Origin of the sequence: Methanoregula sp., assembly GCF_028712425.1 — an archaeon.
In the GTDB taxonomy this organism is placed as follows: domain Archaea; phylum Halobacteriota; class Methanomicrobia; order Methanomicrobiales; family Methanospirillaceae; genus Methanoregula.
On sequence record NZ_JAQTQD010000002.1, the window covers coordinates 178064 to 203708 of the forward strand.

Genomic DNA, 25645 nt, shown 5'->3' on the forward strand with positions numbered 1-25645 from the left:
CCCCGCCATGGGCAATCGCGCGGGTGTTGTCCATTCCGGATACGTATGGCGCGCACGCTTCAGGAAAGATGCACGGGACACGACACCACCACCTATTTTTATTCACCCGCCCCATCTATGATGGCACGGGGTAGTAGGGTAGCCTGGTCCATCCTAGAGCGTTTGGGACGCTTTGACGGCGGTTCGAATCCGCCCTACCTCATTTGTCATGAGAAAGCAGGACGCAGCCCGGATCTATGCCACCCTTTTGAAACGCTATCCGGATGCCCGTGAACCTGCTGGCAAGATCTGCCGCGGCTCCCCGTTCGAGGTTATTATCCTCACCATCCTCTCGGCTCAGACAACCGACAAGGCTGTCCTGAAGGTAAAACCCGCCCTATTCTCGAAATACCCGACGCCCGCAAAACTTGCAAAAGCGAAGGCCGGAGATGTGGAGACGATCATTCACAGCCTCGGCTACTACCACGCAAAGGCAAAGAACATCATCGCCGCATCGCAGGTACTGATCGACCAGTTCGGCGGTAGTGTGCCGGAGACGATGGACGAACTGCTCACGATCCCGGGCGTTGGGCGAAAAACTGCAAACATCGTGCTCTACCATGCGCTTGGTAAAAACGAGGGCATCGCTGTTGATACCCACGTCCGTCGGCTCGCGCAGCGGATCGGGTTCTCGGATACGGACAATGTTGTGGTCATCGAGCGCGAACTCATGGCGCTTTTCCCGCGAAAGGACTGGGGCGATCTCACCGATGTCCTGATTGCACACGGGCGGGCTACGTGCGATGCGAAGAAGCCGCAGTGCGGGGAATGCGTGATCCGGGAGATGTGCCGGTGGTACCGGGAGAAATCGGCCTGAAGCGCAGACGCTAATCGTCGGAGACAGGTACGGGATTTAACCGGAATCTCCTTCCGGTTCCTCCATGCGGCCTCATGTCCAGAAATTCCTCCCTTCTTTGAACCAAAAGGCACCAATTAGGCAATTTTTAGAGTTCGAATTACCCTCCATATCCTCAAAATCTCGCCAAAAATCCAATATTTCCAAAACCGTATGCTGTAATTCGCGAAAAAACGCGACTTCCCAAAAACCCGTTTTTCAAAATGGACTCCGATCCGAAAAATAAGCCCATACCGGGGAGATAGTTTTCTGGCAGAGTGACTCTCGGATATGCCCGAAAAACACGGTTCTCTTGCTGCATTCCTCCTGCCACACACATTATCCCGGCCCTGTCAGAGCTTCCGCGGGTCTAGCCCCGGGACGACCACGCACACCATTATGAATCAGTGTGTGCCTTTCTGAGTTTGGTCCCCTGCTTACAGCAGCTTCGTCTCTTCCGTGGGCTTGGGCACTTTCACGACCAGCACGCGGAAGACCGCGTTGCTCTCGTTCGTCCACTTGTGAGGGATCTTTGCCGGGCTCTCGACCAGCATGTCTTTTCCCACGGTTTCCCTCTCGCTCCCGATCTCGACAACACCGGTCCCTTCCAGCACGTAGAAGAAGACATCGACAGGGGTGATGTGCTTTTTGAGCGCCTCGCCGGGATTGAGCGTGATGACGACGGCCATCGCGTGGGGGGAGTCGTATATTTTTCGTGCATCCACATGGTGCGGGTTCGGGCCCGACACGACCTTTGCTACATCCGTGATCTTCATCTCATCTCACCATTTCACCTGGTATACAGGGAAGTAATGATAACAGCTCGGATTTCAGTGTTTCCCTGCCAATGCGTTCCATGAACCGGGCAGTCCGCTCGTTCGGTTGCGCAGTGCGCCGGTAATACTCAAGGAGCCGGCCCGCACAGTCCATGGCCTCAGCGGCAATCAGGTCGCCTGTCACGAGATCGCCTGTCTGCGGCAGCAGAATGGAAACGGAAATTACTTCCCGGCACGGGACTTGTGCGGGCCATGCTCGTGCTCGACCAGCAGGTTGATGACCGTTTCCGAGATGTCCCCGGCATATTCCCCTGAACGCCGGATGCTCTCTGCGATATAGCCAAGGTTGATCGCGACCGGCGTGTCCAGTTTCAGCACCATGTTGTTGATGTCCCCGCATATCTTTTCGAGCGCACTGATGGATTCGATATTCCGGTGAGCCTCTTTCATGTCGGCATCGAAGAACGAAACAATGCTCCGGTCGAAGGTTTCAAGCGACATGGCGCTGGCCTTACGGATTGCCGTGAGGACTTTTTTATCAACGTTGGCATCGATGATCGGGAGCGCGTGTTCGGCAATGCGGACCGCGTGGTCGCCGACCCGCTCGATGATCCGGCTCAGCATATAGTAATGCATCACCATGGAGGGCGAGATTGTCATCTTCCGCGAGAGCAACGCGTTCTGCATGATCATGTTTGTCTGCCGGGCAACAAGCCAGTTGAGCCGGTCGGCATCCGTGTCCCGGTTGATAACATCATGGGCAAGGGTCTTGTTCCGTGTCTCAAGCGCCGTGATGGCATCCTCGTGCATGGCTCGTGCAACAACGTACATCCTCCTGATGGTATTCTCAAACGGCATCTCGGCCGGGTTGAGGAGGTCCTTGATGGCGATCGAAGTTGCCGTCTCTTCAACGACCTCCTGGCCGATCGTCATCTGGGTGAAGTCCCGGACAACGGTGCGGACAAAGGGGGGGAACCTGTCCTTTGTGGTGAGCCGGATCGTCGTAAATCCGGTGATGTAGGCGCCAATCAGCATCCGGAAGAGAAATGCCGGGTCCGAGAAAGATTTGCTGTCGATAACCTTCACCCGCTGGACCGGCTCGTCCGTGATCTTCTTTGTTACGAGAAGCGCCCCGTCCGGCTGAACCTCGAGCCCGACCGGATCGTTCTTTTTGATTTTCTGTTCATCAGCCCATGCCTTCGGCAGGGTGACGACAAATGATGCCCCGCCGGTTACCTGCACTCTCCTGATCTCCATTGTTCCCCCCTTTGCGTCCCGGATAATCCGAGTCACCTATATGTCTCTATCTTCCTCTTTAGTGTATATATATCTTTATAGTTTATGTCGAAAATCAGTATATATGCTCCCGTGAAATTGCTGATAGAACATCCATGAATGCGAATCGGAGTTCCATCCTGATTGTTGCCGTAAGCCTCATTGCACTCGTCATGCTTGCAGTGGCTGCTGGCTGTACCGGTACCAGTACTGGTGCTGAAGCAAAGACCGTTGACCCCACCGCAGTTCCTGCTGCGGCCATGGACCAGATCCCGGCAGCGGCCCCTGCTTCGCCCGAAGCAACCGTTGCCGAAACACCGGCAGAAAAGCCCCTCTCTGCCCCCACCGGCCAGAAGCAGACTCTCAGGATCAGCGGCTCGACCACGGTCCTCCCGATCGTCCAGAAGGCTGCCGACCAGTACATGGCAACCCACCCGGACGCGGACATCCAGATATCCGGCGGCGGATCCGGCGTTGGTATCCAGGCCATCGGTGCAAAGACCGTTGACATCGGCATGTCCTCGCGTGACATCACCAGTGCCGAGATGACCAAGTACCCCTCGTTCGTTGTGACCACGGTTGCACAGGATGGTATTGCCGTTGTTGTCAACCCCGCAAACACGATCCCGTACATCACGCTCGACCAGATAAAGAACATCTACATGGGTAAGACTACCAAGTGGTCGGAGATCACCGGAGCCGGTGTCCCCGGCACCAACAACCAGATCGTGGTGATCGGCCGTGACAGCGCCTCGGGCACCCGCGCCTTCTTCGATGAGCACCTGCTGGCAAAGAAGACCCCGACGGCAAAGATGCTTGAGAAGAACTCCAACGGCGCCGTTCTCCAGACCGTTGCCCAGACACCCGGTTCAATCGGTTATGTCTCGATTGGTTTCGTGAGCAAGGATGTCACGGCACTTCCGATCTGGTATAATGCCGACAAGGTCATTGCGCCGAACCTTGAGAATGTCAAGTCCCGCGATTACCCGGTCTCCCGTAACCTCTATGTCATAACAAATGGCCAGCCCTCCGGGCTTACCGGCGACTTCATCACCTACATCCTCAGCGCAGACGGCCAGAAGATCGTGGCTGACGAAGGATACGTGACCGTCGGTTGATGTGCGAGGGAAGAAACAACACATTTTCTTGAACGGAGGCTGGTTGCCTTGGACTTCACGGGAAAAACAAACGGTGTCACCCCACGATCCGGGAACACTGCACGCCTCTTTGTTCTTAAGGAACGTTCTGTTAAATCCGTCTTCTTCTTCACAGCCGCTTTTGCCGTAATTGTCGTGTCATTCATCCTGCTCTTCTTGTTCCGGGACGCATCCCCGATCTTTGCCGATGTCGGCATCGCGAATTTCCTCTTCGGGCCTGTCTGGGCCCCGACCGCAGCAGAGCCGTTGTACGGCATCTGGCCGCTCATTGTCGGGACGCTCCTCGTCACCCTGGGCGCGATGATCTTCTCCGTCCCGCTTTCCCTTGGCTGTGCAATCTACATCTCCGAACTCGCGTCGCCGAAAGTCAGGGCAGTCCTCAAGCCTGCGGTTGAACTGCTGGCCGGGATCCCGTCGGTCGTGTACGGGTTCTTCGGGCTCATCGTCCTCACGAACTTCATCCGGGTGAGCTTCGATATCCCCTCGGGAGAGACTTGGCTTGCCGCATCGGTCCTGCTCGGGATCATGGCCCTCCCCACGATCATCAGCGTCTCGGAGGACGCGATCAGCTCCGTCCCCCACGAGTACAAGGAGGGGTCGCTTGCCATCGGGGCAACCCGGTGGCAGACCATCAGCCAGGTTCTCGTGCCGGCCGCGCTCTCCGGCATTGCCGCCGCCATCATCCTCGGCATCGGCCGGGTTGTCGGCGAGACCATGGCCGTGCTGATGGTTGCCGGGAATGCGGCCATCATCCCGGACCCGATCTGGAACCTCCTCTCGCCCCTCCGGACCCTGACCGCAACGCTCGGCATCGAGATGGGGGAGGTCCCGGTGGGCAGCGAACATTACAGCGCCCTCTTCGGGATCGCGGTCGTGCTGCTCATCATCACGCTCATCATCAACCTCTCTGCGGTCGCGATCCTCCACTGGCTGAAAGAACGGCGGACAACCACGGCCGGGAAACAACCCTTCCTCGCACCGGAGACCCGGCGGAAGGTTGTTTTCATCGCCGAGATGCTCGCGCTCGCGGTGCTGCTGGTCTTCCTGACATCGGTCTCCTGGTGGCTGGCACCGGTCATCCTCATGGCCTGCTGCCTGTGGCTGGCCGGAAGACCGTATCTTTCGGAGAAAAGGATCCAGACCCTGGCTTTCTGCCTGGTCGGCCTTGCAACGATCATCGTCCTTGCCATCCTCTTCATCATCCTCTCCGACATCGTTGTCCACGGCCTGCCGGCACTCAGCTGGGACTTCCTTACCCAGCCCCCCCGGGACCTTGGCCGCGAGGGCGGGATCTTCCCGGCCATCATCGGGACGCTCTATCTCATTGCCGGCGCGATCGCCATTGCCCTGCCCCTTGGCGTAGGGGCCGCGGTCTACCTTGTCGAATATACCCGGGAAGGGAAGATCACGAAAGTCATCCGGACCGGGGTCGATCTGCTCAATGGCACACCCTCGATCGTATTCGGCCTCTTCGGGTTCGCCTTCATCGTCCTTTATCTGAACCTGGGGGTCTCGCTCCTTGCCGGGCAGATCACGCTTGCCCTGATGGTCCTGCCGACCGTCATCCGGACAACAGAAGAATCGTTAAAAAACATCCCGCAGTCGCTCCGCGAGGGAAGCCTTGCGCTCGGGGCAACCAAGTGGCAGACCATCAGCCAGGTCGTCATACCCCCGGCCGTGCCGGGGATCGTGACCGGCGCCATCCTCTCCATCGGCCGGGCTGCCGGGGAGACTGCGCCGATCATGTTCACGGCGGTTGTCTTCTCGAGCCGGTTCCTGCCCGACTCGGTCTTCGACCCGGTCATGGCGCTGCCGTACCACCTCTTCATCCTGGCAACCAATGTGCCCGGGTCGTCGATGAACAAATACGGGACCGCACTCGTTCTGCTCCTGCTCGTCATCGGGTTCTATGCAGTCGCGATCCTGGTAAGAACGCATTTCCAGAACAAAGCACGGGGATAAACCATGTCCGAATCCGCAATTATCACTACAAACAACCTCAACCTCTGGTATAACGGGAAGCACGCCCTTGAGTCGGTCTCGATGAAGGTGCCGAAGAACCGGGTCACCGCCCTGATCGGCCCCTCGGGCTGCGGGAAGTCGACCCTGCTCCGGTGCTTCAACCGGCTGAACGATCTCATCGACCACGTGAAGATCGCGGGGGAGATCACGCTCGATGACGAGAACATCCATGCTCCGTCCATCGATGTCGTGACCCTCCGGAAGAAGGTCGGCATGGTCTTCCAGAAGCCCAACCCGTTCCCGAAGACCATCTACGACAACATTGCGTACGGCCCCCGGGTCCATGGCGTCCGGGACACGTGCGAGCTCGACCGGATCGTGGAGCAGAGCCTCCGCCATGCCGCACTCTGGGATGAAGTGAAGGACCGGCTGAACGACTCGGCTCTCGGCCTCTCGGGCGGCCAGCAGCAGCGGCTCTGTATTGCGCGGACGCTCGCGGTCGAGCCGGAAGTGATCCTGATGGATGAACCCTGCTCGGCGCTCGACCCGATCGCAACCGCGAAGATCGAGAACCTCATCGAGATGCTCAAGGCGGACTACACGGTCATCATCGTGACCCACAACATGCAGCAGGCAGCGCGGGTCAGCGATTACACGGGATTCATGTACCTCGGCAAGCTGATCGAGTGCGGAAAGACCAAGCAGATCTTCGAGCACCCGGCCGAAGAGCTGACGGAGAATTATATCACCGGGCGGTTCGGGTAGGTGAACCATGGCAGAAAAATTCCACACGGAACTATCAGAACTCAGGAAGGAAGCAGTGGAGATGGCACACTTCGGGAGGTCCATGCTGCGGGATGCCGTGGATGCCCTCATCCGGCAGGATGAGGAGCTTGCCGTCTCCGTTGTCGAGAGGAAGGAAGAGATCCACAAAATGGAAGTCCGGCTCGAAGAGCGCTGCTACCAGCTCATTGCGCTCAACCAGCCGATGGCAAAGGACATGCGGATCATCGCGTGCACGCTCAAGGTGATTACCGCCTCGCTCCGCATCGGGCGCTACGGGAAAGTGATCGCAAACATTGTCCGGGACCTGTCCGACAACCCGCATATCGCACACCTCATGAGCCTCCCTCACATGGCCGAGCTCGTCATCGATATGGTAGACGACGCGATCGAGGCCTACGATACCGACAATCTCCGGCTCATCGAATCCTTCTCATCCCGCGACGACACCATCGACGCCCTCCGTCACTCGATCTTCCGGCAGGGGATCACCTACATGATGGAGGACCCGCGGACCATCTCGCGGTGCACGCACTACATCATGGTTGCCCGGTACTTAGAACGCTGCGCCGACCATGCCTGCAAGATCGCCGAGAACGTCCAGTACATGGAGACCGGGGAGAGGGTGGAGATCCACTGAAGGGCGGCAGGGGGGATTTCAGAGAGACTCTTCGCTCGAAGAACTTCGTTCTTCGAAGACTTTCTTCTCATGTCTCAAGTCTGATGCCTCTCGACATTCTCAAGCTCTTACTCTCTGTTCGGGAGTAATCGCACTATGGAATTATCTCTTTAATTTGGGCTTATTTTTCGGATCAGAGGCCATTTTGGAAAACGGGTTTTTGGGAACTCGCGTTTTTTGGTGAATTACAGGGGGCTGTTTTGGATCGGATGGCGAATTGGCGTTACTTTGTGCATTTTGGGGGCATTTCAGACTTCAAAAATAGCCTAATTGGTGCTTTTTGAATCGATTTGGAGGATGGGTGTCAGGGAAGTGTGGGGCTGAAGGAACCGGGAGGGGGTGCCGGACCTCCGGATATCGGATCATCGTTCGTGGAACTCATCAGGTTTTTCGACGGAGGTCTGAATAGAGCCCAATAGTGCCGGGATTGCCGGAAGGTGACGATGGAGTTCAGTACCCTATCACTACCCGGATCATTGCAAACGCAGCAAATCCGATCAGGGCACTGATTGGGATCGTGAGGATCCACGCCCACATGATCGTCCGTGCAACGCCCCACTTCACCGTGCTCGTCCCCATGGTTGTCCCGACCCCCATGATGGACGTGCAGATGATGTGGGTCGTGCTCACCGGGATTCCGACAATTGATGCACCAATGATCGTTGATGCCCCGGCAGTTTCAGCTGCGAACCCGTGCACCGGGCGAAGCTTGGTGATTTTGTATCCCATGGTCTTCACAATCCGCCAGCCGCCCGAGAGCGTGCCAAGGGCAATGGCAGTATGGGCGATGAGGATCACCCAGAGCGGGACGGGGAGATGGTTCGGGTCGGCAGCTGCCCCGAAGTACCCGATAGAAAAGAGGAGCGGGACGATGATCCCCATGGTCTTCTGCGCATCGTTCGTGCCATGGCTGAAACTGTAGGCGGCCGCGGAAAAGAGCTGGAGCCGCTTGAAATGGGTCTCTGCGGAAAGTTTGTTTGCCTTCTTCGTGATGTTGAGGATGGCTGCCATAAAGAGGAATCCGCAGGTAAGGCCGATCAGCGGAGAAACGACCATGAAGAGGGCAACCTCCCCGACCGTTGACCATTTAATCGCAGCAATCCCGGCCGCGGACAGGCCCGCACCGGTCATCCCACCAATGAGCGCGTGGGACGATGAGGTGGGAAGCCCGAAGAACCAGGTGATCAGGTTCCAGGATATGGCGCCGATAAGGGCACAGAGGATGATGTACGGGACGGCGGCAGTCTCGACAACATTCAGCTGGATGATCTTGCTGATGGTGCTCGCCACCGCGACACCAAAGCCGAACGCGGCAACAAAGTTGAAGAAGGCTGCAAAGACCACGGCATTTCGGGGGGAGAGGACCTTGGTTGAAACAACCGTGGATATGGAATTTGGCGAATCGTGGAAGCCGTTCGTGAAGTCAAAAACCAGTGCTACACCGATAATGAAGATGATCAGGCCCCACGAAGCTTCGATCATACCGTAGTACCCCTTATCACGTGAAGATCTTGTTAACCTGTCGGTAAGCGGGTAATTCTTTCCGGCCCAGACGGACTATTCCCGGAACGGGCGGGCACTCGCGTGAGAAGGGGGCGATCCGTGCAACATGAAAAGGATTTTCCAAATAAGATTAGTACCCGATTGCGATCCGGATCAGGACGAACGCGGCAAATCCTATGACGGCGCTTATCGGGATCGTGAGGATCCATGCCCACATGATCGTCCGTGCCATCCCCCACTTCACTGAGCTCGACCCCATGGTGGTCCCTACACCCATGATGGACGAGCAGATGACATGGGTGGTGCTCACGGGGATACCGGCAATGGATGCCCCGATGATGGTGGACGCGCTTGCAGCATTGGCGGCAAAACCGTGGACAGGCCGCATCTTGATAATATTATAACCCATCGTCTTGACAATCCTCCATCCCCCGGCAAGTGTCCCGAGTGCGATTGCAGTATAGGCGAGAATGATGACCCAGAATGGTACCGGGAGATTGTTCGGATCAACAGACGCGCCATAATACCCGATGGCAAAAAGGAGGGGCAGGATGATGCCGATGGTCTTCTGGGCATCGTTCGTCCCGTGGCTGAAACAGTTCGCTGCCGCAGAGACGAGCTGGAGGTTCCGGAAATTTTTCTCGGCAGACTGCTTGTTTGATTTCCTTGTGAGCCAGAGGACGGCCGCCATGAATGCAAACCCGCAGGCAAGGCCGATGATCGGGGAGAGAATCATAAAGGCAACAACGATCTCGACTGTTGACCATTTGATCGCAGCAAGGCCCGCGGCCGAGATACCGGCACCGGCGAGCCCCCCGATAAGCGCATGGGATGAAGAGGTGGGGAGGCCAAAGAACCAGGTGATCAGGTTCCAGGAGATAGCGCCGATAAGCGCAGCGAGAATGATATAGGGGACAACCGCGGTCTCGACAATGTCGAGGTGGATAATCTTGCTGATGGTGCTTGCGACTGCGACACCAAAGCCGAACGCCGCGATGAAGTTGAAGAAGGCTGCAAAGACCACAGCCTTCCTGGGGGTGAGGACCTTTGTGGATACAACCGTTGATATAGAATTTGCCGAATCGTGGAACCCATTCGTGAAGTCAAAGATGAGTGCAATACCGATGATGATCAGGATCAGTTCCCATGTTGCCTCGATCACTCTGCCGCCACCTCGCGTCTCCCGTTACAGTCTCATGAGTGACGGATCGCGATGTCGGACAGGACGTTTGCCACATCCTCGCACCGGTCAGTCGCGGTTTCGAGGTGCTCGTAAATGTCCTTGAACTTGATGATCATGATCGCGTCATTTGTCCTGAAAAGATCCGTAACCGCCTGGGCGAGCACATCGTCGGCAAGGTTCTCGAGCCGGTTCACCTCGATGCAGCGCTCCTCGACATAGCGGGGGTCCTTGATCGACCGGATACCCTTGACCGCACTCTCGATCTCGACCGCTGACATATGGATCAGTTTTGCGAGCTCGACCATGTGGGAGTCGGCTGCTTCGATACCATAGTACTGCATCTTCTCTGTTGCACCGTCGATGAAGTCCAGCACGTCATCAAGACTCGCGGCAAGCCGGGAGATCTCCTCAGGATCGAGCGGCGTGATGAACGTGGTGTTCAGCTGGTTGTAGATATCGTGCGTCAGGAGGTCGCCCTTGTGCTCCAGTTTCTCGATGGCATGGCGTTTCTCTTTGACGTTCGTGAAATCTTCCGTGAGGGCAACAAGCTGCCATGCAGCCTCCTTCACGATCCCTGCCTGTTTCTCGAACAGGTCGAAAAAAACCTTGTCCTGGGGTATCAGCAATTCCCGCAAACCCATAACAAACCCGGTGGTAAATCGGCCGGAGATGATAAAAATTTAGCGAAACGGGCCGTGTCCTATAAAAGCCCGGTGACAAACACGACAACGAAGTATCCGGCCCAAGCAATCGCCAGCGCGAGCGGTATCGTGATGATCCATGCGGTCATCATCTCCCGGACAACCTGCCACTGGACTGCGCTTTTCCCCCGTGTCGCACCCACCCCGATGATCGCCCCGTTGATCGCGTGTGTTGACGAGACAGGGATGCCCGCATGGGTGACCGAAACAAGGATGGCGCTGCTCGCGGTTGCCGCACAGAATCCCTGGTACGGTCGGATCTTCGTGATCTCCTTTGCCATCTTGTCGACGACCTGCCAGCCACCGAAGAAGGTTCCAAGGCCGATCGCGACGGCGGACGTCAGGACCACCCAGAGGGGGACCTCAAAACTCATGAGGATTCCGGAGGAGACGAGCAGGGCCGTGATGACTCCCACCGCATGCTGGCCGTCATTACCGCCATGGGCAGTGGCCTGGACGAGGCAGGCAAGGACGTGGAACGGCTGGAAGACCCGCTTCATCCGGTTCCGGCGGGAGTGCCGGAACAGGTGGACGATAAGGAGGTCAAAGAAGAATGCTCCTGTTATTCCGATAATAGGGGAGATGAAGATGAAGAGGACGATGGCAAGGAGCCCTGAGATCTTGATGAGCCCAAGCAGCATCAGGACCGGAATGATCAGGGCTGCCCCGCAGATTGCCCCGAGCAGGGCGCCGAGCCGCACATTCTCGTGGAAGGATGCGACAAAGAGGCCAAGGAGGACTGTCCCGGCCGCACCCCCGACAAGGGCTGCACCAATGACCTCCTCAATTTCGAGCACTGATGGCAGGAGAACGGCAGCGGGTCCCATGACCGCAATGCCGGCGCCGAGAAGTCCCCCGACCATGGCGTGGCTGCTTGAGATGGGGATGCCGGACCGGGTGGCAACGAAGACGAGGATGATCGCTGCACCCATGGCGACCACGATCGAGAGCGGGGTAAGCCCGTCTGCATGGACGATGGCCGTCCCGATGGTGGCTGCGACCGCTGTCGTGAAGACAAACGGCCCGGCGATATTGCAGAGCCCGGTATAGATGACCGCTTTGAACGGGGAGAGCGCTTTTGTTGCAACAACCGTTGCAATGGAGTGTGAGGCATCATTGAGCCCGTTGACGAAGTTGAGGGCAAGGGCCAGGATGATGCCAAAAAGAACGATCGGTTCCATGACGGTCACGCGTGGGCCATGGCGATGTCGTGCATGACATGGCCGACATCATTGCACTTCTCCATGACTTTTGCCATGCCCTCGTAGATATCCTTGAGCTTGATGATCATCAGGAGGTCCTGTGTCTTGAAGAGCTCGGGGATAGCCCGCGAGAGAAGCTCTGTCGAGATATTGTAGAGCCGGCTGATCTCGGTGGTATGGGTCCTGACACCCTCGGCATTCTTCAGCGTGGAGAGACTTTTTACTGCATGCTCGATCTCGGTGCTCGCAAGCAGGATCAGGTAGGAGTACTCCTTGAGCACCTCGTTTGTTGCCGGGATCTCGTAGTTGCAGAGCTGGTGGGTGACCCAGTCGAGACGGTCGAGGACATCGTCGAACACCGGGGCAAGGCGTGCGATCTCCTCAGGTTCGAGCGGGGTGATCAGCGACTCGTCCAGCTGCTCGAAGATCTTCCGGGTGATCTCGTCGCCGTGGTGCTCGATCTGGCGGACCTTGTGGGCTTTCTCGGTTCCGCCCGGAAGTTCGTGCGTGATCTCGTTGAAGGTCGCGGCGGCCTCGCCGATCTTTTCGGCCATCTCCAAAAAGAGCGTGAAAAAGACCTTGTCTTCCGGCAGGATCAGGTCACGGATGCGCATAATCTCCGGTCGTACCCTCTCTGCGCTCCTATAAAAAAGTATGTACGCAGGCATGGCCGGGTGCCGGAAGCGGCCCGTTGCAGGGAATATGTGCAGATGTCAGGTGTACCTTGCACTTCAGGACCTGGGAAATCACCGTGAACCGACGGTTCTCACGCTTTCTGGCGGGATCGCGATCTCAAATGTCGCACCCCTGTCGGGCAGCCCGTTCTCCCGGATCGAGATCCTGGTGATTTCGAGGATCTCCCGTGAAAGGAAGAGACCAAGGCCGGTGTTCTTGCCGAATCCTTTCTGGAAGATCAATGTCTTTTCGTCCTCGCTCACCCCCGCGCCATCGTCCTCGTACACCACGAGCAGCCCTCCATCAGAGGTCCGTTCAGCGGATACGGTGATCCTCCGAACTTTTTTGCCATGGCGGAGGGAGTTGTCGGCAAGGTTTTCGAAGACCCGGGAGAAGAGCGGATCGGCATAGACCTCATACTGGAGATTGCGGGTTTCAAGCACGATGGACTGGTCGGCAAGGGCCTGCCGGAGCTGGTCGACAACTTCGGCAAGGTCCTGCCATTGGGGGGCCTTCACGCCAATGTCCTCGTACTGCTTGGTGAACGCGATCTGCCGCTGGATCGTCCGTGCGGCAGCCTTCGCCCTCCTGATATAATCGAGGACTTTTTCGTTATGGATTTCCATCTCCGAAAGCTCGATGAAAGCCTGGAGCACGAGGATCTGGTTGTTGATATCATGCCGGGTAACGCTTGTCATGAGGTTGAGTTTCCGGTTGGCATCAGCAAGCGCCCGTTCGACCCGTCCACGCTCGGCATTCTCCTTTGAGAGGTTCCGGTTTGCCAGCTGGAGGTCCTCGACTGCCGCCATCAGTTCCTCGTTCAACGCGGTCACCCGTTCATGAGCATCCTGCAGCTCGTTGTTCTTCCTGACGGCGAACTCGTACGTGGAGAGGAGGATGTCGAGGATCCGCGAACGGCTGAAATTGATCGTGTGCGCCTGCCCGTCCAGGATATACTCAAATGCCTCCGGCTGACCGTCCGGGTCGGGTCTTCCTGCGGCAGCAAGGGCGGCAACGATGCGGTTGTAGACCTGCTCCGGCTCGAAAGGTTTGACAATGAAGTTCTCTGCCCCGGCACCGAGCCCCATCAGGACATCTGAAGGATCGTGGAGCTGGGTGACAAGAATCACCGGGATCCCGGAGGTGCGGGGATCCGACTTGATCGCATGGCAGAGTTCGTACCCGTCCATCCCCGGCATCACAATATCGGTGAGTACGATATCCGGTGGGTTTTTACGGATTTCTGCCAGCGCATTATCTCCCGTGGCCGCTGCCATGACCGTGGCGCCCTCCAGTTCCAGGAGGTGGCAGAGGTACTCAGCCTGGGTGCGGCTGTCTTCAACGACAATGATCCGCCTGCCGAAGAACCTGTTTTGCCCTGCCATCTTTCCGATTCACCTCACGCTATTCCACGGTACTGTGCTGCACCAAAAAGCTCCCGTACCGGGAATGAGGTGCACCTGATGAGACTGTTTCGCCGTGACCTCTCTTATGCATTCCGAAATCGATCCCGGAGTAATCTGCGGGAATGAGGTAAAAGACCGGGAGAATATCTGCATAATTACCAAAAATCGGGTGAAATGGAGAGTTTACGGGAGAGAATGGACCGGGCGGGAATTGAACCCGCGGCCTCTTCCATGCCAAGGAAGCGATCTACCACTGATCTACCGGCCCGCTCCTATCTACTAAGTTGGCATTGGATAAAAGAATTGGTGAGTCAACCTGCCGCCCGGGCCGTTCGGCCCGCAAATATTCCGAGTCCGGAATACGGTATGTATTAGTGCATCCCCGCCAACCTTTCTCACCAAGGAAGGATTCCATGGCAGTTACCACTGTTCCATCACCCATTGCCCCTCCCCGGAGGGCCTGATGCTCGGGATCATCGGGGGCACGAGCCTGCTCTTCTCAACCCTCCCAAGCTTAAAGAAAAAGATCGTGCCAACGCCGTTTGGCACCGCAGAACTACTCTGCGGGAAGGACCTTGTGATGCTGATGCGCCACCAGAACAACCGGCCCCCGCACCGGATAACCTACCGGGCCAACCTTGCGGCCATGGCCATTGCCGGCGTCACCGATATCGTGGCATTCGGGTCATCGGGTTCGCTGAAGCAGGAGATCGTGCCCGGCTCGCTCCTAATCCCTACGGACTACGTGAGCATGACGGACATCCCCTCCATCCATGACCATGCAATCGAGCACGTCCGCCCCGAGCTCTCGGAACGTCTGGCAAAAAAACTCAAAGACCTTGTCCCGTCAGCACGGTACGGGGGGATTTATGTCCAGACGCGGGGGCCGCGGATCGAGACGGTGGCGGAGGTGGAAGCGCTCGCGAAGATCGCAGATGTTGTCGGCATGACGGTCGCATCCGAAGCTACCCTTGCCCGCGAACTGGGGATTGAGTTTGCGGCACTCTGCACCATAGAGAACTATGCGAACGGCCTTGGAACGGAAGTCCTGACGTACGAGCATATGGTCAGTGTTTCCCGACAGCACAAGGACAGGACAGAAGAGATTTTGAACACGATAATTAAGCATTTGAGCTGAATGGAGCGGGAAGAATTATGACTTCAGATGACATGGACGGGATATTCGGGAAGAATCACTCCCTGATGATAACAAATGTTGTCGTCGACGGGAAGAAAGTGGACATCATTATCAACGAGAAGGGGATCATCACATCCATCGGGGAGATGGCGGGAAAGGAGTGGAAAGGAGAGGAGGACTTCCAGATCGACGGGAACGGGGCGCTTGTCCTCCCGGGGCTTGTCAACACGCACACCCATGCGGCAATGACCCTCCTGCGGGGCTATGCCGATGACATGATCCTGCAGGACTGGCTCTCCCAGAAGATCTGGCCGCTTGAAGCCCACCTGAAACCCGAGGACATCTACTGGGGGACGAAACTTGCCTGCATCGAGATGATCCGTTCCGGTACCACCGCGTTCAACGATATGTACTTCATGATGGACCAGGCAGCAAAGGCTGTTGACGAGACCGGTATCCGCGCAGTTCTCTCGTACGGGTTCATCGACCTCTTCAATGCGGAGAAACGCGAGGCCGAGTGCAAGGCCACCGAGAACCTCGTATCCCATATCCGTTCCCGGAACAATCCCCGGATCACCGCGGCTGCCGGGCCGCACGCGATCTACACGGTCTCCCCTGAAGGTCTGAAGTGGTGCGCCGAGTTTGCACGGGAACAGAAGATCGGCATCCACATCCACCTGTCCGAGACCGAGAAGGAGGTGACTGACTGCGTTGCGGCCCACGGAATGCGCCCTGCAGCCCACCTCGATGCCTGCGGCATCCTGACTCCCCGCACCGTTGCCGCCCACTGCTGCTGGCTGGATGAGGCGGAGTGCACTCTTCTCGGGAAGCGCGGCGTCTCGGCTGCCCATAATCCGGTCAGCAACATGAAGCTAGCAACCAACCGGGCCATGCCGTACACTGCCCTGAAGGAAGCCGGTGCGAATCCCTGCCTGGGCACGGACGGGTGCGCCTCGAACAACAACCTCGACATGTTCGAGGAGATGAAGGTGGCAGCCCTTCTCCAGAAATTTTTCTGGAACAATCCCACAGTGCTTCCGGCGCCGGAGGCTCTTGCCATGGTCTCGGCAAACGGCGCAAAGGCGCTCGGTCTTCCGACCGGAAAGATCGTGGCCGGTGCACCGGCGGACATCATCCTTGTCAGCAACCGCGATGCCTGCAACATCCCTCTCCACAATGCGATCTCGAACCTTGTCTATTCCACAAACGGCGGCTCGGTCGAGACCACCATCTGCAATGGCCGCGTACTGATGCTCGACCGCGGTATCCCCGATGAGGCATATGTGCTGAACGGGGCAGCGGAAGCAGCTGTTGCCCTTGTTGCACGGGCACAATCAGGATAAGGAAGCCTATGAGGGTATCTTCTCTGTCTCCGCTGCGGGCCGGTGCCTGCCTCACCCTCATTCTTGTTCTCGCTCTCCTTCTTGCCGGGTGCACCGGCTCCTCCGGCACACACTCCGGTCCGGTTCTCAACCAGAACACCACGGGCGACCTCAAAGCGTATTTCCTGGATGTCGGGCAGGGCGACTCGTCGGTCATTCTCTTCCGGGATACGGTGATCCTGATCGATGCCGGTGACACGGACCAGGGCGACACGGTTGTCCATGCCCTGCAGGATCTTGGCGTCAGGAAGATCGATCTCTTCGTGGCAACGCACCCGCACGCCGACCATATCGGCGGGATGGAGGACGTACTCGCACATTTCGAGGTTGGAAAGGTCCTCGATTCCGGTCTCCCCTCCTCATCGTCCCTGTACGAGAAGTTCCTGGTAACGATTGACCGGAAACAGATCCCCTATATTGTTGCAGAACGAGGTCAGACCATCGGTATCGATCCCGCGCTCCGCCTCCTCGTGCTCTCGCCTCCCAGAGAGCGGACTGGCGACGATCTCAACACCAACAGCATCGTCCTCCGGGTCTCGTACGGCACCGTGAACCTGCTTTATACGGGTGATGCGACGATTCCCGCGGAGGAGGCACTGGTGAAATCCGGCTACCCGCTGGGCGCACAGGTGCTGAAGGTCGGTCACCACGGGAGTTCCGGTGCAAGCTCTGCGGCGTTCCTCTCCCGTGTTAACCCACAGGTTGCCATCCTGTCACTGGGGAAAGGAAATGATTACGGGCATCCCCACAAGGAGACGCTCGAACGGCTGAAGGCTGCAGGCCCCATGGTCTTCCGCACGGACACGGACGGGACGATCCGCGTGGAGAGCAATGGAGAGACAATCTCGGTTACGACAGAAAAAGGTGATGCGGGCTTCTGGCACGAAACAGTCACGGCAACGCCCGCGGCCTCCGCAACCAGCAGCGCGGCAACACCCCTGCCCACGATCTCCCTCGATATAGCAGGCATCGCATCGTCCATCCCTGCAAATGTGACAATACCGGTAACGTTTCCCCCGGTCCAGTTCGGCAATGCCTCCGGCGTATATATCAGCAGGGTCCAGTTCGATGCACCGGGCGACGACCGCCTGAACCTGAACGGCGAATGGGTTACGGTTGGAAACCGCGGAGACGATGCAGTCCTGATCGCCGGCTGGACGCTCTCTGACAAAACCGGCTCGGGCACATATACCTTCCCGGCCGTCCTCCTTCTCCCGTCATCGTCCGTCACGGTCTTTTCCGGGAGCGGCAGCATGAACGACACGGCGCTCTACATGGGCAGGTCATCCCCCCTCTGGGGCAACAGCGGCGACCTCGCGATCCTGCGGGATGGAGCCGGGACGGTCATCGATACGCGGGCAGGCGAGGCAGGGGCATGAAGGCAACGATAGACCGGATCGAAGAAGAGATTGCGGTCCTTATCGACCGTGAAGACGGTACCCGGCACATCAGCATCCCGGTCTCGCTCCTCCCCCCGGGCTGCCAGGAGGGGGACGTGATCACAGTCATGCTGGAGCGGGATGAAGAAGCAACTGTCGCGGCAAAGGCCCGGGTCTCCGGCCTGGTGGAGAAGCTCAGGAAGCGATCCTGATCTCAAAAACAGGATGCCCGAGCTCCGGAATCCGACAGCGTTTTACCTGTTTACCGATAAATGACGGTACTATGACCCGCCATCATGAGGCATTCGAACACCACGATCACCCGGGGCACGATGAGACATCCCGGGCATACCGCATCTGTTCGGGATCGTACGATCCTGAGAAGAATCCCTCGTTTCTCGGCATCTGAGAGACCTGCGGGTACAAGATCCTGATCGTGCTCCTCGTCATCATGATCCCGACATCCTATATTGTATGGTTCGGCGTCCACTGATCCATTTTTCATTATCCCGGAGAGATTTCCCATGAAGATCGTGTTTGTTATTAAGGATCGTCGGAATGGAGGTGCTGGAAACAATTGCGGCGCAGATGGACTATTCCGGCTACCGCGTGCGCTAAAAGGGAGAGTGTCCGTACCGGTTACCGGAGAAATACCGGTTCCAGGGTATACCTGAACGCTCCGGCGTCCGATGGAATATCTGCTGTAAGCGTGAATGGCACGGTCTCATGGAAGCCGACGCGTCCGGCATACCCGTCAGCTGAGGCGAGACGTTTCCCGGCAGTGTCATAGAATGTTGCCCGTACCGTGAGCTTGTCCATCGGAACGCTGCAGATGTTGCTGACATGGCCGGTGATCGTGATCTCGCGTATGTCCCCGTAGTTCATGCTGTGCGCAGAGTCATCGGTCCGGAAGAAGCAGTCCTTTGCGTTCAGGTTCGCCGGCATCGTGGCCTGCGTTCCCGATGTGGATGCGTCAGGGGAGGCGGTTGTGCACCCCGAAAAGAAGACCATGACAAGGGAGAGGAGCAGAAGGGCCGCAACAGGTATGAGACGATGGGCTTTCATAGCATGCACGATGTCGTTGTCTCACATCAAAGGCTTTGCGGAGCAGTGGGTGGTGCAGGGAAGATACCGGAATCGCGATACATTCCTCAAGAAAAAACAACAAAAAAGGAAAGAGATTACGCGGTCTTGATCTGGGCCGCCTCTTCGAGACCGAGCACCTTGATCGACTCTTCGCGCATCTTGAATTTCTGGATCTTGCCGGAGATCGTGATCGGGAACTCCTGGACGAAGAGCACGTACCGCGGGATCTTGTACCGGGCGATCTTCCCTTTGCAATAGTCCTTGACCTCCTGCTCGGTCATGGTCTGGCCGGGCTTCATCTTTACCCAGGCGCAGAGTTCCTCACCGTACTTGATATCCGGCACCCCTGTGATGTAGACATCGGAGATCTTCTCGTGGTGGTGCAGGAACTCCTCGATCTCGCGGGGATAGATGTTCTCGCCGCCCCGGATCACCATGTCCTTGAGCCGGCCAACGATCTTGAAATATCCCTCATCGTCCATGGTGCCGAGATCGCCTGTATGGTTCCAACGGTCCTTGTCGAGCGTTGCGTGGGTGGCCGCGGGATTGTTGTAATAGCACTTCATCACGCAGTAGCCCCGTGCGCAGATCTCGCCAATCGCTCCCGTGGGGACGATCTTGCCGGTATTGGGGTCGATGATCTTGAGCTCTGTGTGCGGGAATGCCCGGCCAACGGTCGTGACCCGGCGGTCTAGCGGGTCCTTTGTCGTGGTCATGGTGACGCCGGGAGCAGTCTCGGTCTGGCCGTACACGATCACGATCTCGCTCATATTCATCCGGGTGTTGACTTCTTTCATCACTTCAATGGGGCAGGGAGAACCGGCCATGATGCCGGTCCGGAGGGAGCGGAGGTCGTACTTCGCGAAGTTCGGGTGGGCGAGCTCGGCGATGAACATGGTCGGGACGCCGTGGAGAGCCGTGCAGTGCTCCTTCTCGACAGTCTTTAAGACCTCCTCGGCATCGAATGCTGGTACGGGCAGGACCATGGTCGTACCGTGGGTTACGCACGCGAGGTTGGAGAGCACCATGCCAAAGCAGTGGTAGAACGGGACCGGGATGCAGAGCCGGTCCTTTTCTGAGAAGCCCATGCCTTCGCCAATGATATAGCCATTGTTGAGGACATTGTGGTGCGTCAGGACAACACCTTTCGGGAACCCTGTGGTGCCGCTCGTGTACTGGATGTTGATGGGATCGTCAAAGGTAAGCCCCTCACCCCGCTCCTTCAGCTCGTCAACAGAGATCTCCTCGGATTTTTTCAGGAAATCTCCCCACGTGAACATGCCGTTATACGGGATATCACCAAGGAAGATCGCGTGTTTTAGGAACGGGAACTTCTCGCTTGCGATCTTGCCGGGCTTACATTCGTACGCCTCGGGGCACGCCTCGTAGAACATGCCCACGTAGTCCGAGGTCTTGAACCTGCCCTGGATGATCAGGGTCTGGATCTCGGCCTGCTTGAGCACGTACTCGAGCTCGTACGTCCGGTACGCCGGGTTGATGTTCACCATGATGGCACCGATCTTGGAGGTGGCGAACTGGACAACCACCCACTCGGCATAGTTCATAGCCCAGATGCCCACGCGGTTGCCCTTCTCCACGCCAAGGCCCATCAGTGCCCGGGCCACGGTGTCCACCTGCTGAAGGAACTCTTTGTAGGTCCACCGGATATCCTGGTGCATCGACACGACCGCATCCGTGTCCGGGTATTTTGCTGCAATACTGTCGACCATCTCGCCGATGGTCATGCCCAGCAGGGGGACTGCTGATGTTCCGCACGTATAACTGCCCTCGACCATTGCACCAGTACTGGGGCATGGGATTTTATATGCGTGATGATCCGTGGCGGAAGTGGTGCACCTGCCGTCATGTCCGGGCCTGCACGGGAACAAAACTCTTAAGTTTCTGCAATGCGATTGTATTGAGTCAGCACGGGAATACCGTCCCTGCTGGTGTAAGGGGTTGTGGCCTAGCCCGGTATGGCGACGGGCTCCAGCGGTCTTTGCGTTCTTCGTGCTCGCAGATGATGAACAATGGGTCTACTGATAACAAGATGATGACCCGTTGGAGCACTGATGCGCATGTCGGAGAGACCCGTCGATCGTGAGTTCAAATCTCACCAACCCCACGTTTTCTCTTAAGATTTTCTTCGATCGGGACTCATGAGTTCCCATATAGTTCCCATATATCAGAGCTGCTTTTCCGGTTTTCCGGATCTCTTCCCGGATTTCTTCACTGCGTTCAGTCCGATCGTTTATCTTTCCCGGCACGCAACCTCTCTTCCATGGAAGCAGAACTGCACCTCGTTGACGCCTTCACGAGTTCACCGTTCCGCGGGAACACGGCGGGCGTCTGTATCCCGGACGGCCCGGCTGACGATACATGGATGCAGCAGGTGGCCGCCGAGCTGAAGCACTCCGAGACCGCGTTCCTCTCCCCTGAGGGGCAGGGCTGGCGGCTGCGGTGGTTCACACCCGCAAAGGAGATCGAGCTGTGCGGGCATGCAACACTTGCGGCAGCGTCAGTTCTCTACGAGACCCGCCGCGTTCCAGAAGATCGGGAGATCGTTTTCGAAACGCTCTCCGGCAGGCTGACAGCCCGAAAGGACGGCGACTGGATCAGCATGGACTTCCCGGCCGAATCCCCGAAGACCTCCATGGCGATCCCCGGGCTCGGGCAGGCGCTTGGGATCGAGCCGCTCTACACCGGCCGGAACCGGTTCGACATCCTTGTCGAGCTCCCCCTTGCCGATGATGTATGCAGCCTGGAACCGGACATGGAGGCACTTGCTCTCATCAAGGCCCGGGGCATCATTGTTACGGCGGTATCCGATCTGCCGCACTTCGACTTTGTCTCGCGGTTCTTTGCGCCGGCCGTTGGCGTGCCCGAAGACCCGGTGACCGGCTCGGCCCACTGCTGTCTTGCGCCCTACTGGGGGGAGAAGCTGAACAAGACGGAGATGACCGGGTTCCAGTGCTCAGTACGGGGAGGATCGGTACGAGTGAGACTTGCGGGCGACCGTGTCATCCTCTCGAGCAATGCGGTGCAGGTCTTCTCGGGAAAACTCCTCGTATAATCGTTCATCTGAATAATCGTGGAGCGTCCAGTGCCCTTATTTCCCCCCGGCTCGAACAATTAACAAACCATGGACCTCGTCACCCCCGTTCTCATTGGCATCGCGCTTGCAATGGACTGCCTGGCAGTCTCTCTTGCCATCGGGACATCGACAAAGGCAAATCTTTTGAAAACAGCGCTCATCATCGCGTTCTGCTTTGGGAGTTTCCAGGCCGGCATGACGCTGGTTGGATGGGCTGCCGGCACCGGATTAACGGTTCTTATTGCCGGGTTCGATCACTGGGTGGCGTTCATCCTGCTCGCGGTCATTGGCGCAAAGATGATCCATGAAGGGCTGGAAACCGGGGAAGAGGAAGAGAAGATCAGCACCCTCGCCTTTGTTCCGGTGATGGTTCTCTCTTTTGCAACAAGCATCGATGCGCTCGCGGTGGGTGTGTCCTTTGCAGTTCTCCACATGGATGTGCTTATTCCCGCTCTCATCATTGGGATCGTGGCCTTCATTTTTTCCTGTGCCGGTGTTTTATCGGGAATGCAGCTCAAGTCCGTTCTCGGGAAACGGGTCGAGATCGCGGGTGGCCTTATCCTGATCGTGATCGGGCTGAACATCCTTCTCTCGCACATGATCGCAGGATAGATCCGGCAACGGCCAGTCGCCTGCAACGAGTCGGAGCCCCAGTGCCTCTTTGATGCCGGCACGGGCCTCATGTATTGTACCAAAATGTGTGCGGGACGGTGCGATCGTTCCCACGACTCAGAGCCCGGCTCGTAACCTTATCATAGATTGGCGTAACATAATTGAATAACACGGAGAATTTCATGTATCTTGTCGGAGAAGCACTCATTGGCGATGGCGCGGAACTGGCGCACATCGACCTCCTCATGGGAGACAAGGAAGGCCCGGTCGGGAACGCGTTCGCAAACGCGATCTCGCAGCTTTCCCAGGGGCACACCCCTCTCCTTGCCGTTGTACGCCCGAATCTTTTGACCAAGCCCGCGACCGTCATCATCCCAAAGGTAACCTTAAAGGACATGGACCAGGTCAACGAGATGTTCGGCCCGGTGCAGGCAGCGGTTGCGAAGGCAGTTGCCGACTGCGTTGAGGAGAACGCCTTTGCCGGTGTCGATATCGAGAACACCGTCATCATCTGCTCGGCCTTTGTTCACCCGGATGCAAAGGACTACAACAAGATCTACCGCTACAACTACGGCGCAACCAAGCTTGCGATCCACCGTGCGCTCGAGAAGTTCCCGGACACCAAGACGCTTGTCTTCGAGAAGGACCGTGCGGCCCACGCCGTCATGGGTTTCAAGGTCACCCGGCTCTGGGACCCGCCCTACCTGCAGGTGGCAATGGACCTTGTTGACATGGGCAAGGTAGCCCAGGTCTTGAAGAGCGTTCCCGACAACGACCACGTGATCATCGAGGCCGGGACCCCGCTCATCAAGAAGTTCGGCCTCTCGGTGCTTGGCGAGATACGGAAACTCCGCCCGAACGCGTTCATCATCGCGGACATGAAGATCCTCGACACCGGCAATCTCGAGGCCCGCATGGCAGCCGATGCAACGGCCGACGCGGTCGTGGTCTCGGGCCTTGCCCCCACCTCCACCATCGAAAAGGCGATCTCGGAGGCACGGAAGGTCGGCATCTACTCGATCATCGACATGCTGAACGTCACGAACCCGGTAAAACTGATCGCGAGCTTAAAGGTCAAGCCCGACATCGTGGAGCTCCACCGTGCAATCGATGTGGAAGAGACCGCCCATGCCTGGGGCGACATCCCGGCCATCAAGAAGGCGGCAGGCGGCAAGCTGCTGGTCGCAACCGCCGGCGGTATCCGCGTCGATGTCGTGAAGGAAGCGCTGAAGTCCGGCGCCGATATCCTCGTGGTCGGCCGTGCCATCACTGCGAGCAAGGACATCGGCCATGCAGCTGATGAGTTCCTGGAGCAGCTCAACCGTGATGAGATCGACCAGTTCAGGGTTATGACGGATTTCTAAATCCGCAATCTTTTTTCCAAACGATCTCCTTATTATTTCCCGGTGCCTATAAAATACAAAGACGGGAGACATTCATGCAACCATTCAAGATCATTGTCGAGAAACACCCGGATGGCTTTGTGGCGTATCCTGTCGGGATGAAGGGTGTTGTTGTTGGCGAAGGCGACACGTATGAAGATGCAGTGGCAGATATCACCTCCGCGATCCGGTTCCATATCGAGACCTTTGGCAAGAATGCATTTTCCGATGACGATATCGTAGATGCACGGCTGGCCGAGGTCGTCATCTGAAATGAAATTCCCTCACGATGTCCCGAAACAGAAGGTACTCCAGACGTTCAATTCTCTCGGTTTTTCTGTTATCCGGATGGGTAACCATATTGCACTCGAACGCATGAACCCGGATGGAACAAAGATTCCGATGACGATCCCGAATCACGAGACAATCAAGGGATCAACCTTGCGGACAATCTGCATGCATGTGGGGATTTCCCGGGAAGCTTTCATTGAGGCATTCGAAAAGATCTGATGTTGAGTGCGGAACCCGCGAATTCAGTTCTCCATTACCTGTCGCACCAGCTATTCACCATAACATTTTCCCGCGTTAATCTTCCCCGTGAAGTGATGGTCGAAAACCCGGAGTAATATTTGAGATCCCTCCCCCCGCCTAGCGGTCGCTCGGGGGGTCGTCGCTCCCTCGTCGGGCAACGGCCTGTCCGCAAGTTCTCGGACAGGTAAGTGAGTTGCGCAATGTCGAGACTCATCATAGTCGAGACATGAGATGAACGCCAGAGTGTTCTTCGAGCCGGTGAAGGTTTTCAAACATGAACTGCGAGAAGTGTGTATCAACACTCTTCGAGTAGTCGGCAGACCTTTTGCGCGTAGGGCATCGCATCGTTTGCGTGAGCTTTACAGTTCATACCTATAGTCCGGCAAAAAATATTCAATCAAAGTCTGATTGATCCAAAACACATTCTCAATCGCAATCGTGATCGCGTTTGAAAAATTGTGAGCAGGGTCCGGCAAAAAAATTCAAGCAGGGTCTGCTGCAAAAATTTTGAGCAAGGACTGCCCGGAAAAAATTGCACAGGGTCTGCACGAAAATCCGGAAGTCTCCTCGTCGATGATGCACCATGCAGGTTTTCCGTTCATACAGATCCAGTTAACATTTCGCAGGCAGGGTCTGCTGAAAATTTTTTGATAAGGGGTCGCTCAAAAAAATGTGAACAGGGTCCGGTTGATCCGGATCAGCAAATCAATCGCAATCGTGATCGCGTTTGAAAAATTGTGCTCTGTAGAAATGCTTTGAACGAGAGAAAAGAGAACGGCGAATGACCAAAAGATCTAAGGTACATTGTCTCCATACCAAGATGTGTGCTCAACTAGTAAGGAGACAAATAAAAGATCGTCCGGCC

General features: G+C 57.1%; 26 protein-coding genes and 3 tRNA genes. 17 read left to right on the forward strand and 12 right to left on the reverse strand.

From position 1 onward, the window contains the following. The first annotated feature begins 127 nt into the window (after positions 1-127). Both PHF39_RS01725 and nth read left to right on the forward strand, forming a co-directional pair. Positions 128-202: transfer RNA gene (locus PHF39_RS01725), tRNA-Pro, on the forward strand. A 6-nt stretch (positions 203-208) separates the two neighbouring features. Continuing rightward, a complete protein-coding gene (gene nth, locus PHF39_RS01730; RefSeq protein ID WP_300219532.1) occupies positions 209-856 on the forward strand; it encodes an endonuclease III in 648 nt (215 codons plus the stop codon). Positions 857-1311: 455 nt separating this feature from the next. On the opposite strand, the gene PHF39_RS01735 is transcribed toward nth, so the two are convergent. From PHF39_RS01735 to PHF39_RS01745, 3 genes are read right to left on the reverse strand one after another with little or no spacing between them, the layout of a single operon-like run. Further along, on the reverse strand, positions 1312-1650 hold the full coding sequence (locus PHF39_RS01735; RefSeq protein ID WP_300219534.1) for a cupin domain-containing protein: 339 nt from the start codon (positions 1648-1650) through the stop codon (positions 1312-1314). A gap of 1 nt (position 1651) precedes the next feature. Next, positions 1652-1834 carry a hypothetical protein gene (locus PHF39_RS01740; RefSeq protein WP_300219536.1) on the reverse strand — a complete coding sequence of 61 codons (183 nt, stop codon included), beginning with the start codon at positions 1832-1834 and terminating at the stop codon, positions 1652-1654. Positions 1835-1872: 38 nt separating this feature from the next. Beyond that, complete coding sequence (locus tag PHF39_RS01745) at positions 1873-2943, reverse strand: phosphate uptake regulator PhoU (RefSeq protein ID WP_300219538.1); 1071 nt, start codon at positions 2941-2943, stop codon at positions 1873-1875. 98 nt (positions 2944-3041) lie between these two features. Here PHF39_RS01745 and PHF39_RS01750 point away from each other — a divergent pair, with 98 nt between their 5' ends. From PHF39_RS01750 to phoU, 4 genes are read left to right on the forward strand one after another with little or no spacing between them, the layout of a single operon-like run. Next, the gene (locus PHF39_RS01750; protein ID WP_300219540.1) at positions 3042-4043 is read left to right on the forward strand and encodes a phosphate ABC transporter substrate-binding protein; all 1002 of its coding nucleotides are present in this window, start codon (positions 3042-3044) and stop codon (positions 4041-4043) included. A gap of 48 nt (positions 4044-4091) precedes the next feature. Next, positions 4092-6044 (forward strand): phosphate ABC transporter permease PstA, encoded by a 1953-nt coding sequence (gene pstA / locus PHF39_RS01755; RefSeq protein ID WP_300219541.1) that lies wholly within the window; start codon positions 4092-4094, stop codon positions 6042-6044. Between the two features lie 3 nt (positions 6045-6047). Then, complete coding sequence (pstB, locus tag PHF39_RS01760) at positions 6048-6809, forward strand: phosphate ABC transporter ATP-binding protein PstB (RefSeq protein ID WP_300219543.1); 762 nt, start codon at positions 6048-6050, stop codon at positions 6807-6809. 7 nt (positions 6810-6816) lie between these two features. Beyond that, positions 6817-7467 carry a phosphate signaling complex protein PhoU gene (phoU, locus tag PHF39_RS01765; RefSeq protein ID WP_300219545.1) on the forward strand — a complete coding sequence of 217 codons (651 nt, stop codon included), beginning with the start codon at positions 6817-6819 and terminating at the stop codon, positions 7465-7467. Positions 7468-7956: 489 nt separating this feature from the next. On the opposite strand, the gene PHF39_RS01770 is transcribed toward phoU, so the two are convergent. The 7 genes from PHF39_RS01770 to PHF39_RS01800 form a co-directional block, all read right to left on the reverse strand. Next, on the reverse strand, positions 7957-8988 hold the full coding sequence (locus PHF39_RS01770) for an inorganic phosphate transporter (protein WP_300219547.1): 1032 nt from the start codon (positions 8986-8988) through the stop codon (positions 7957-7959). A 151-nt stretch (positions 8989-9139) separates the two neighbouring features. Beyond that, positions 9140-10171: an inorganic phosphate transporter gene (locus PHF39_RS01775; protein WP_300219548.1), complete on the reverse strand. Its 1032-nt coding sequence runs from the start codon at positions 10169-10171 to the stop codon at positions 9140-9142. A gap of 32 nt (positions 10172-10203) precedes the next feature. Next, complete coding sequence (locus tag PHF39_RS01780; protein ID WP_300219550.1) at positions 10204-10833, reverse strand: DUF47 family protein; 630 nt, start codon at positions 10831-10833, stop codon at positions 10204-10206. A 59-nt stretch (positions 10834-10892) separates the two neighbouring features. Then, entirely contained in the window at positions 10893-12074 is a 1182-nt protein-coding gene (locus PHF39_RS01785; RefSeq protein WP_300219552.1) for an inorganic phosphate transporter, read from the reverse strand. Between the two features lie 5 nt (positions 12075-12079). Then, positions 12080-12709, reverse strand: a complete 630-nt coding sequence (locus PHF39_RS01790) for a DUF47 family protein (RefSeq protein ID WP_300219554.1) — start codon at positions 12707-12709, stop codon at positions 12080-12082. Between the two features lie 132 nt (positions 12710-12841). Then, the gene (locus tag PHF39_RS01795) at positions 12842-14155 is read right to left on the reverse strand and encodes a hybrid sensor histidine kinase/response regulator (RefSeq protein ID WP_300219555.1); all 1314 of its coding nucleotides are present in this window, start codon (positions 14153-14155) and stop codon (positions 12842-12844) included. A 217-nt stretch (positions 14156-14372) separates the two neighbouring features. Beyond that, a tRNA-Ala gene (locus PHF39_RS01800) sits at positions 14373-14444 on the reverse strand. A 195-nt stretch (positions 14445-14639) separates the two neighbouring features. Here PHF39_RS01800 and PHF39_RS01805 point away from each other — a divergent pair. From PHF39_RS01805 to PHF39_RS01825, 5 genes are all read left to right on the forward strand, one after another. After that, a complete protein-coding gene (locus PHF39_RS01805; protein WP_300219557.1) occupies positions 14640-15314 on the forward strand; it encodes an MTAP family purine nucleoside phosphorylase in 675 nt (224 codons plus the stop codon). Positions 15315-15331: 17 nt separating this feature from the next. After that, positions 15332-16657, forward strand: a complete 1326-nt coding sequence (locus PHF39_RS01810; RefSeq protein ID WP_300219559.1) for an amidohydrolase — start codon at positions 15332-15334, stop codon at positions 16655-16657. Positions 16658-16665: 8 nt separating this feature from the next. Next, positions 16666-18075, forward strand: coding sequence for a lamin tail domain-containing protein (locus tag PHF39_RS01815; protein ID WP_300219561.1), 1410 nt, complete (start codon positions 16666-16668; stop codon positions 18073-18075). Further along, positions 18072-18287 (forward strand): DUF3006 domain-containing protein, encoded by a 216-nt coding sequence (locus tag PHF39_RS01820; RefSeq protein ID WP_300219563.1) that lies wholly within the window; start codon positions 18072-18074, stop codon positions 18285-18287. Before PHF39_RS01815 ends, PHF39_RS01820 begins: the two co-directional genes overlap by 4 nt. Positions 18288-18358: 71 nt before the next feature. Beyond that, positions 18359-18484, forward strand: a complete 126-nt coding sequence (locus tag PHF39_RS01825) for a hypothetical protein (protein ID WP_300219565.1) — start codon at positions 18359-18361, stop codon at positions 18482-18484. A gap of 230 nt (positions 18485-18714) precedes the next feature. On the opposite strand, the gene PHF39_RS01830 is transcribed toward PHF39_RS01825, so the two are convergent. Then, complete coding sequence (locus tag PHF39_RS01830) at positions 18715-19140, reverse strand: FxLYD domain-containing protein (protein WP_300219567.1); 426 nt, start codon at positions 19138-19140, stop codon at positions 18715-18717. A gap of 116 nt (positions 19141-19256) precedes the next feature. Further along, positions 19257-20957, reverse strand: coding sequence for an AMP-binding protein (locus PHF39_RS01835; protein ID WP_300219569.1), 1701 nt, complete (start codon positions 20955-20957; stop codon positions 19257-19259). 159 nt (positions 20958-21116) lie between these two features. Between PHF39_RS01835 and PHF39_RS01840 the strand changes: the two genes are divergently transcribed. The 6 genes from PHF39_RS01840 to PHF39_RS01865 all read left to right on the forward strand — a co-directional run bounded on the left by PHF39_RS01840 (position 21117) and on the right by PHF39_RS01865 (position 24759). Then, positions 21117-21286 (forward strand) — tRNA-Trp (locus PHF39_RS01840). 156 nt (positions 21287-21442) lie between these two features. Further along, complete coding sequence (locus tag PHF39_RS01845) at positions 21443-22234, forward strand: PhzF family phenazine biosynthesis protein (RefSeq protein WP_300219571.1); 792 nt, start codon at positions 21443-21445, stop codon at positions 22232-22234. Between the two features lie 69 nt (positions 22235-22303). Further along, on the forward strand, positions 22304-22867 hold the full coding sequence (locus PHF39_RS01850) for a manganese efflux pump MntP family protein (RefSeq protein ID WP_300219572.1): 564 nt from the start codon (positions 22304-22306) through the stop codon (positions 22865-22867). 182 nt (positions 22868-23049) lie between these two features. After that, a complete protein-coding gene (locus PHF39_RS01855) occupies positions 23050-24231 on the forward strand; it encodes a bifunctional 5,6,7,8-tetrahydromethanopterin hydro-lyase/3-hexulose-6-phosphate synthase (protein WP_300219573.1) in 1182 nt (393 codons plus the stop codon). A 74-nt stretch (positions 24232-24305) separates the two neighbouring features. Next, positions 24306-24521 carry a type II toxin-antitoxin system HicB family antitoxin gene (locus PHF39_RS01860; protein WP_300219575.1) on the forward strand — a complete coding sequence of 72 codons (216 nt, stop codon included), beginning with the start codon at positions 24306-24308 and terminating at the stop codon, positions 24519-24521. A gap of 1 nt (position 24522) precedes the next feature. Beyond that, positions 24523-24759: a type II toxin-antitoxin system HicA family toxin gene (locus PHF39_RS01865; protein WP_300219577.1), complete on the forward strand. Its 237-nt coding sequence runs from the start codon at positions 24523-24525 to the stop codon at positions 24757-24759. The last annotated feature ends 886 nt before the right edge of the window (positions 24760-25645 follow it).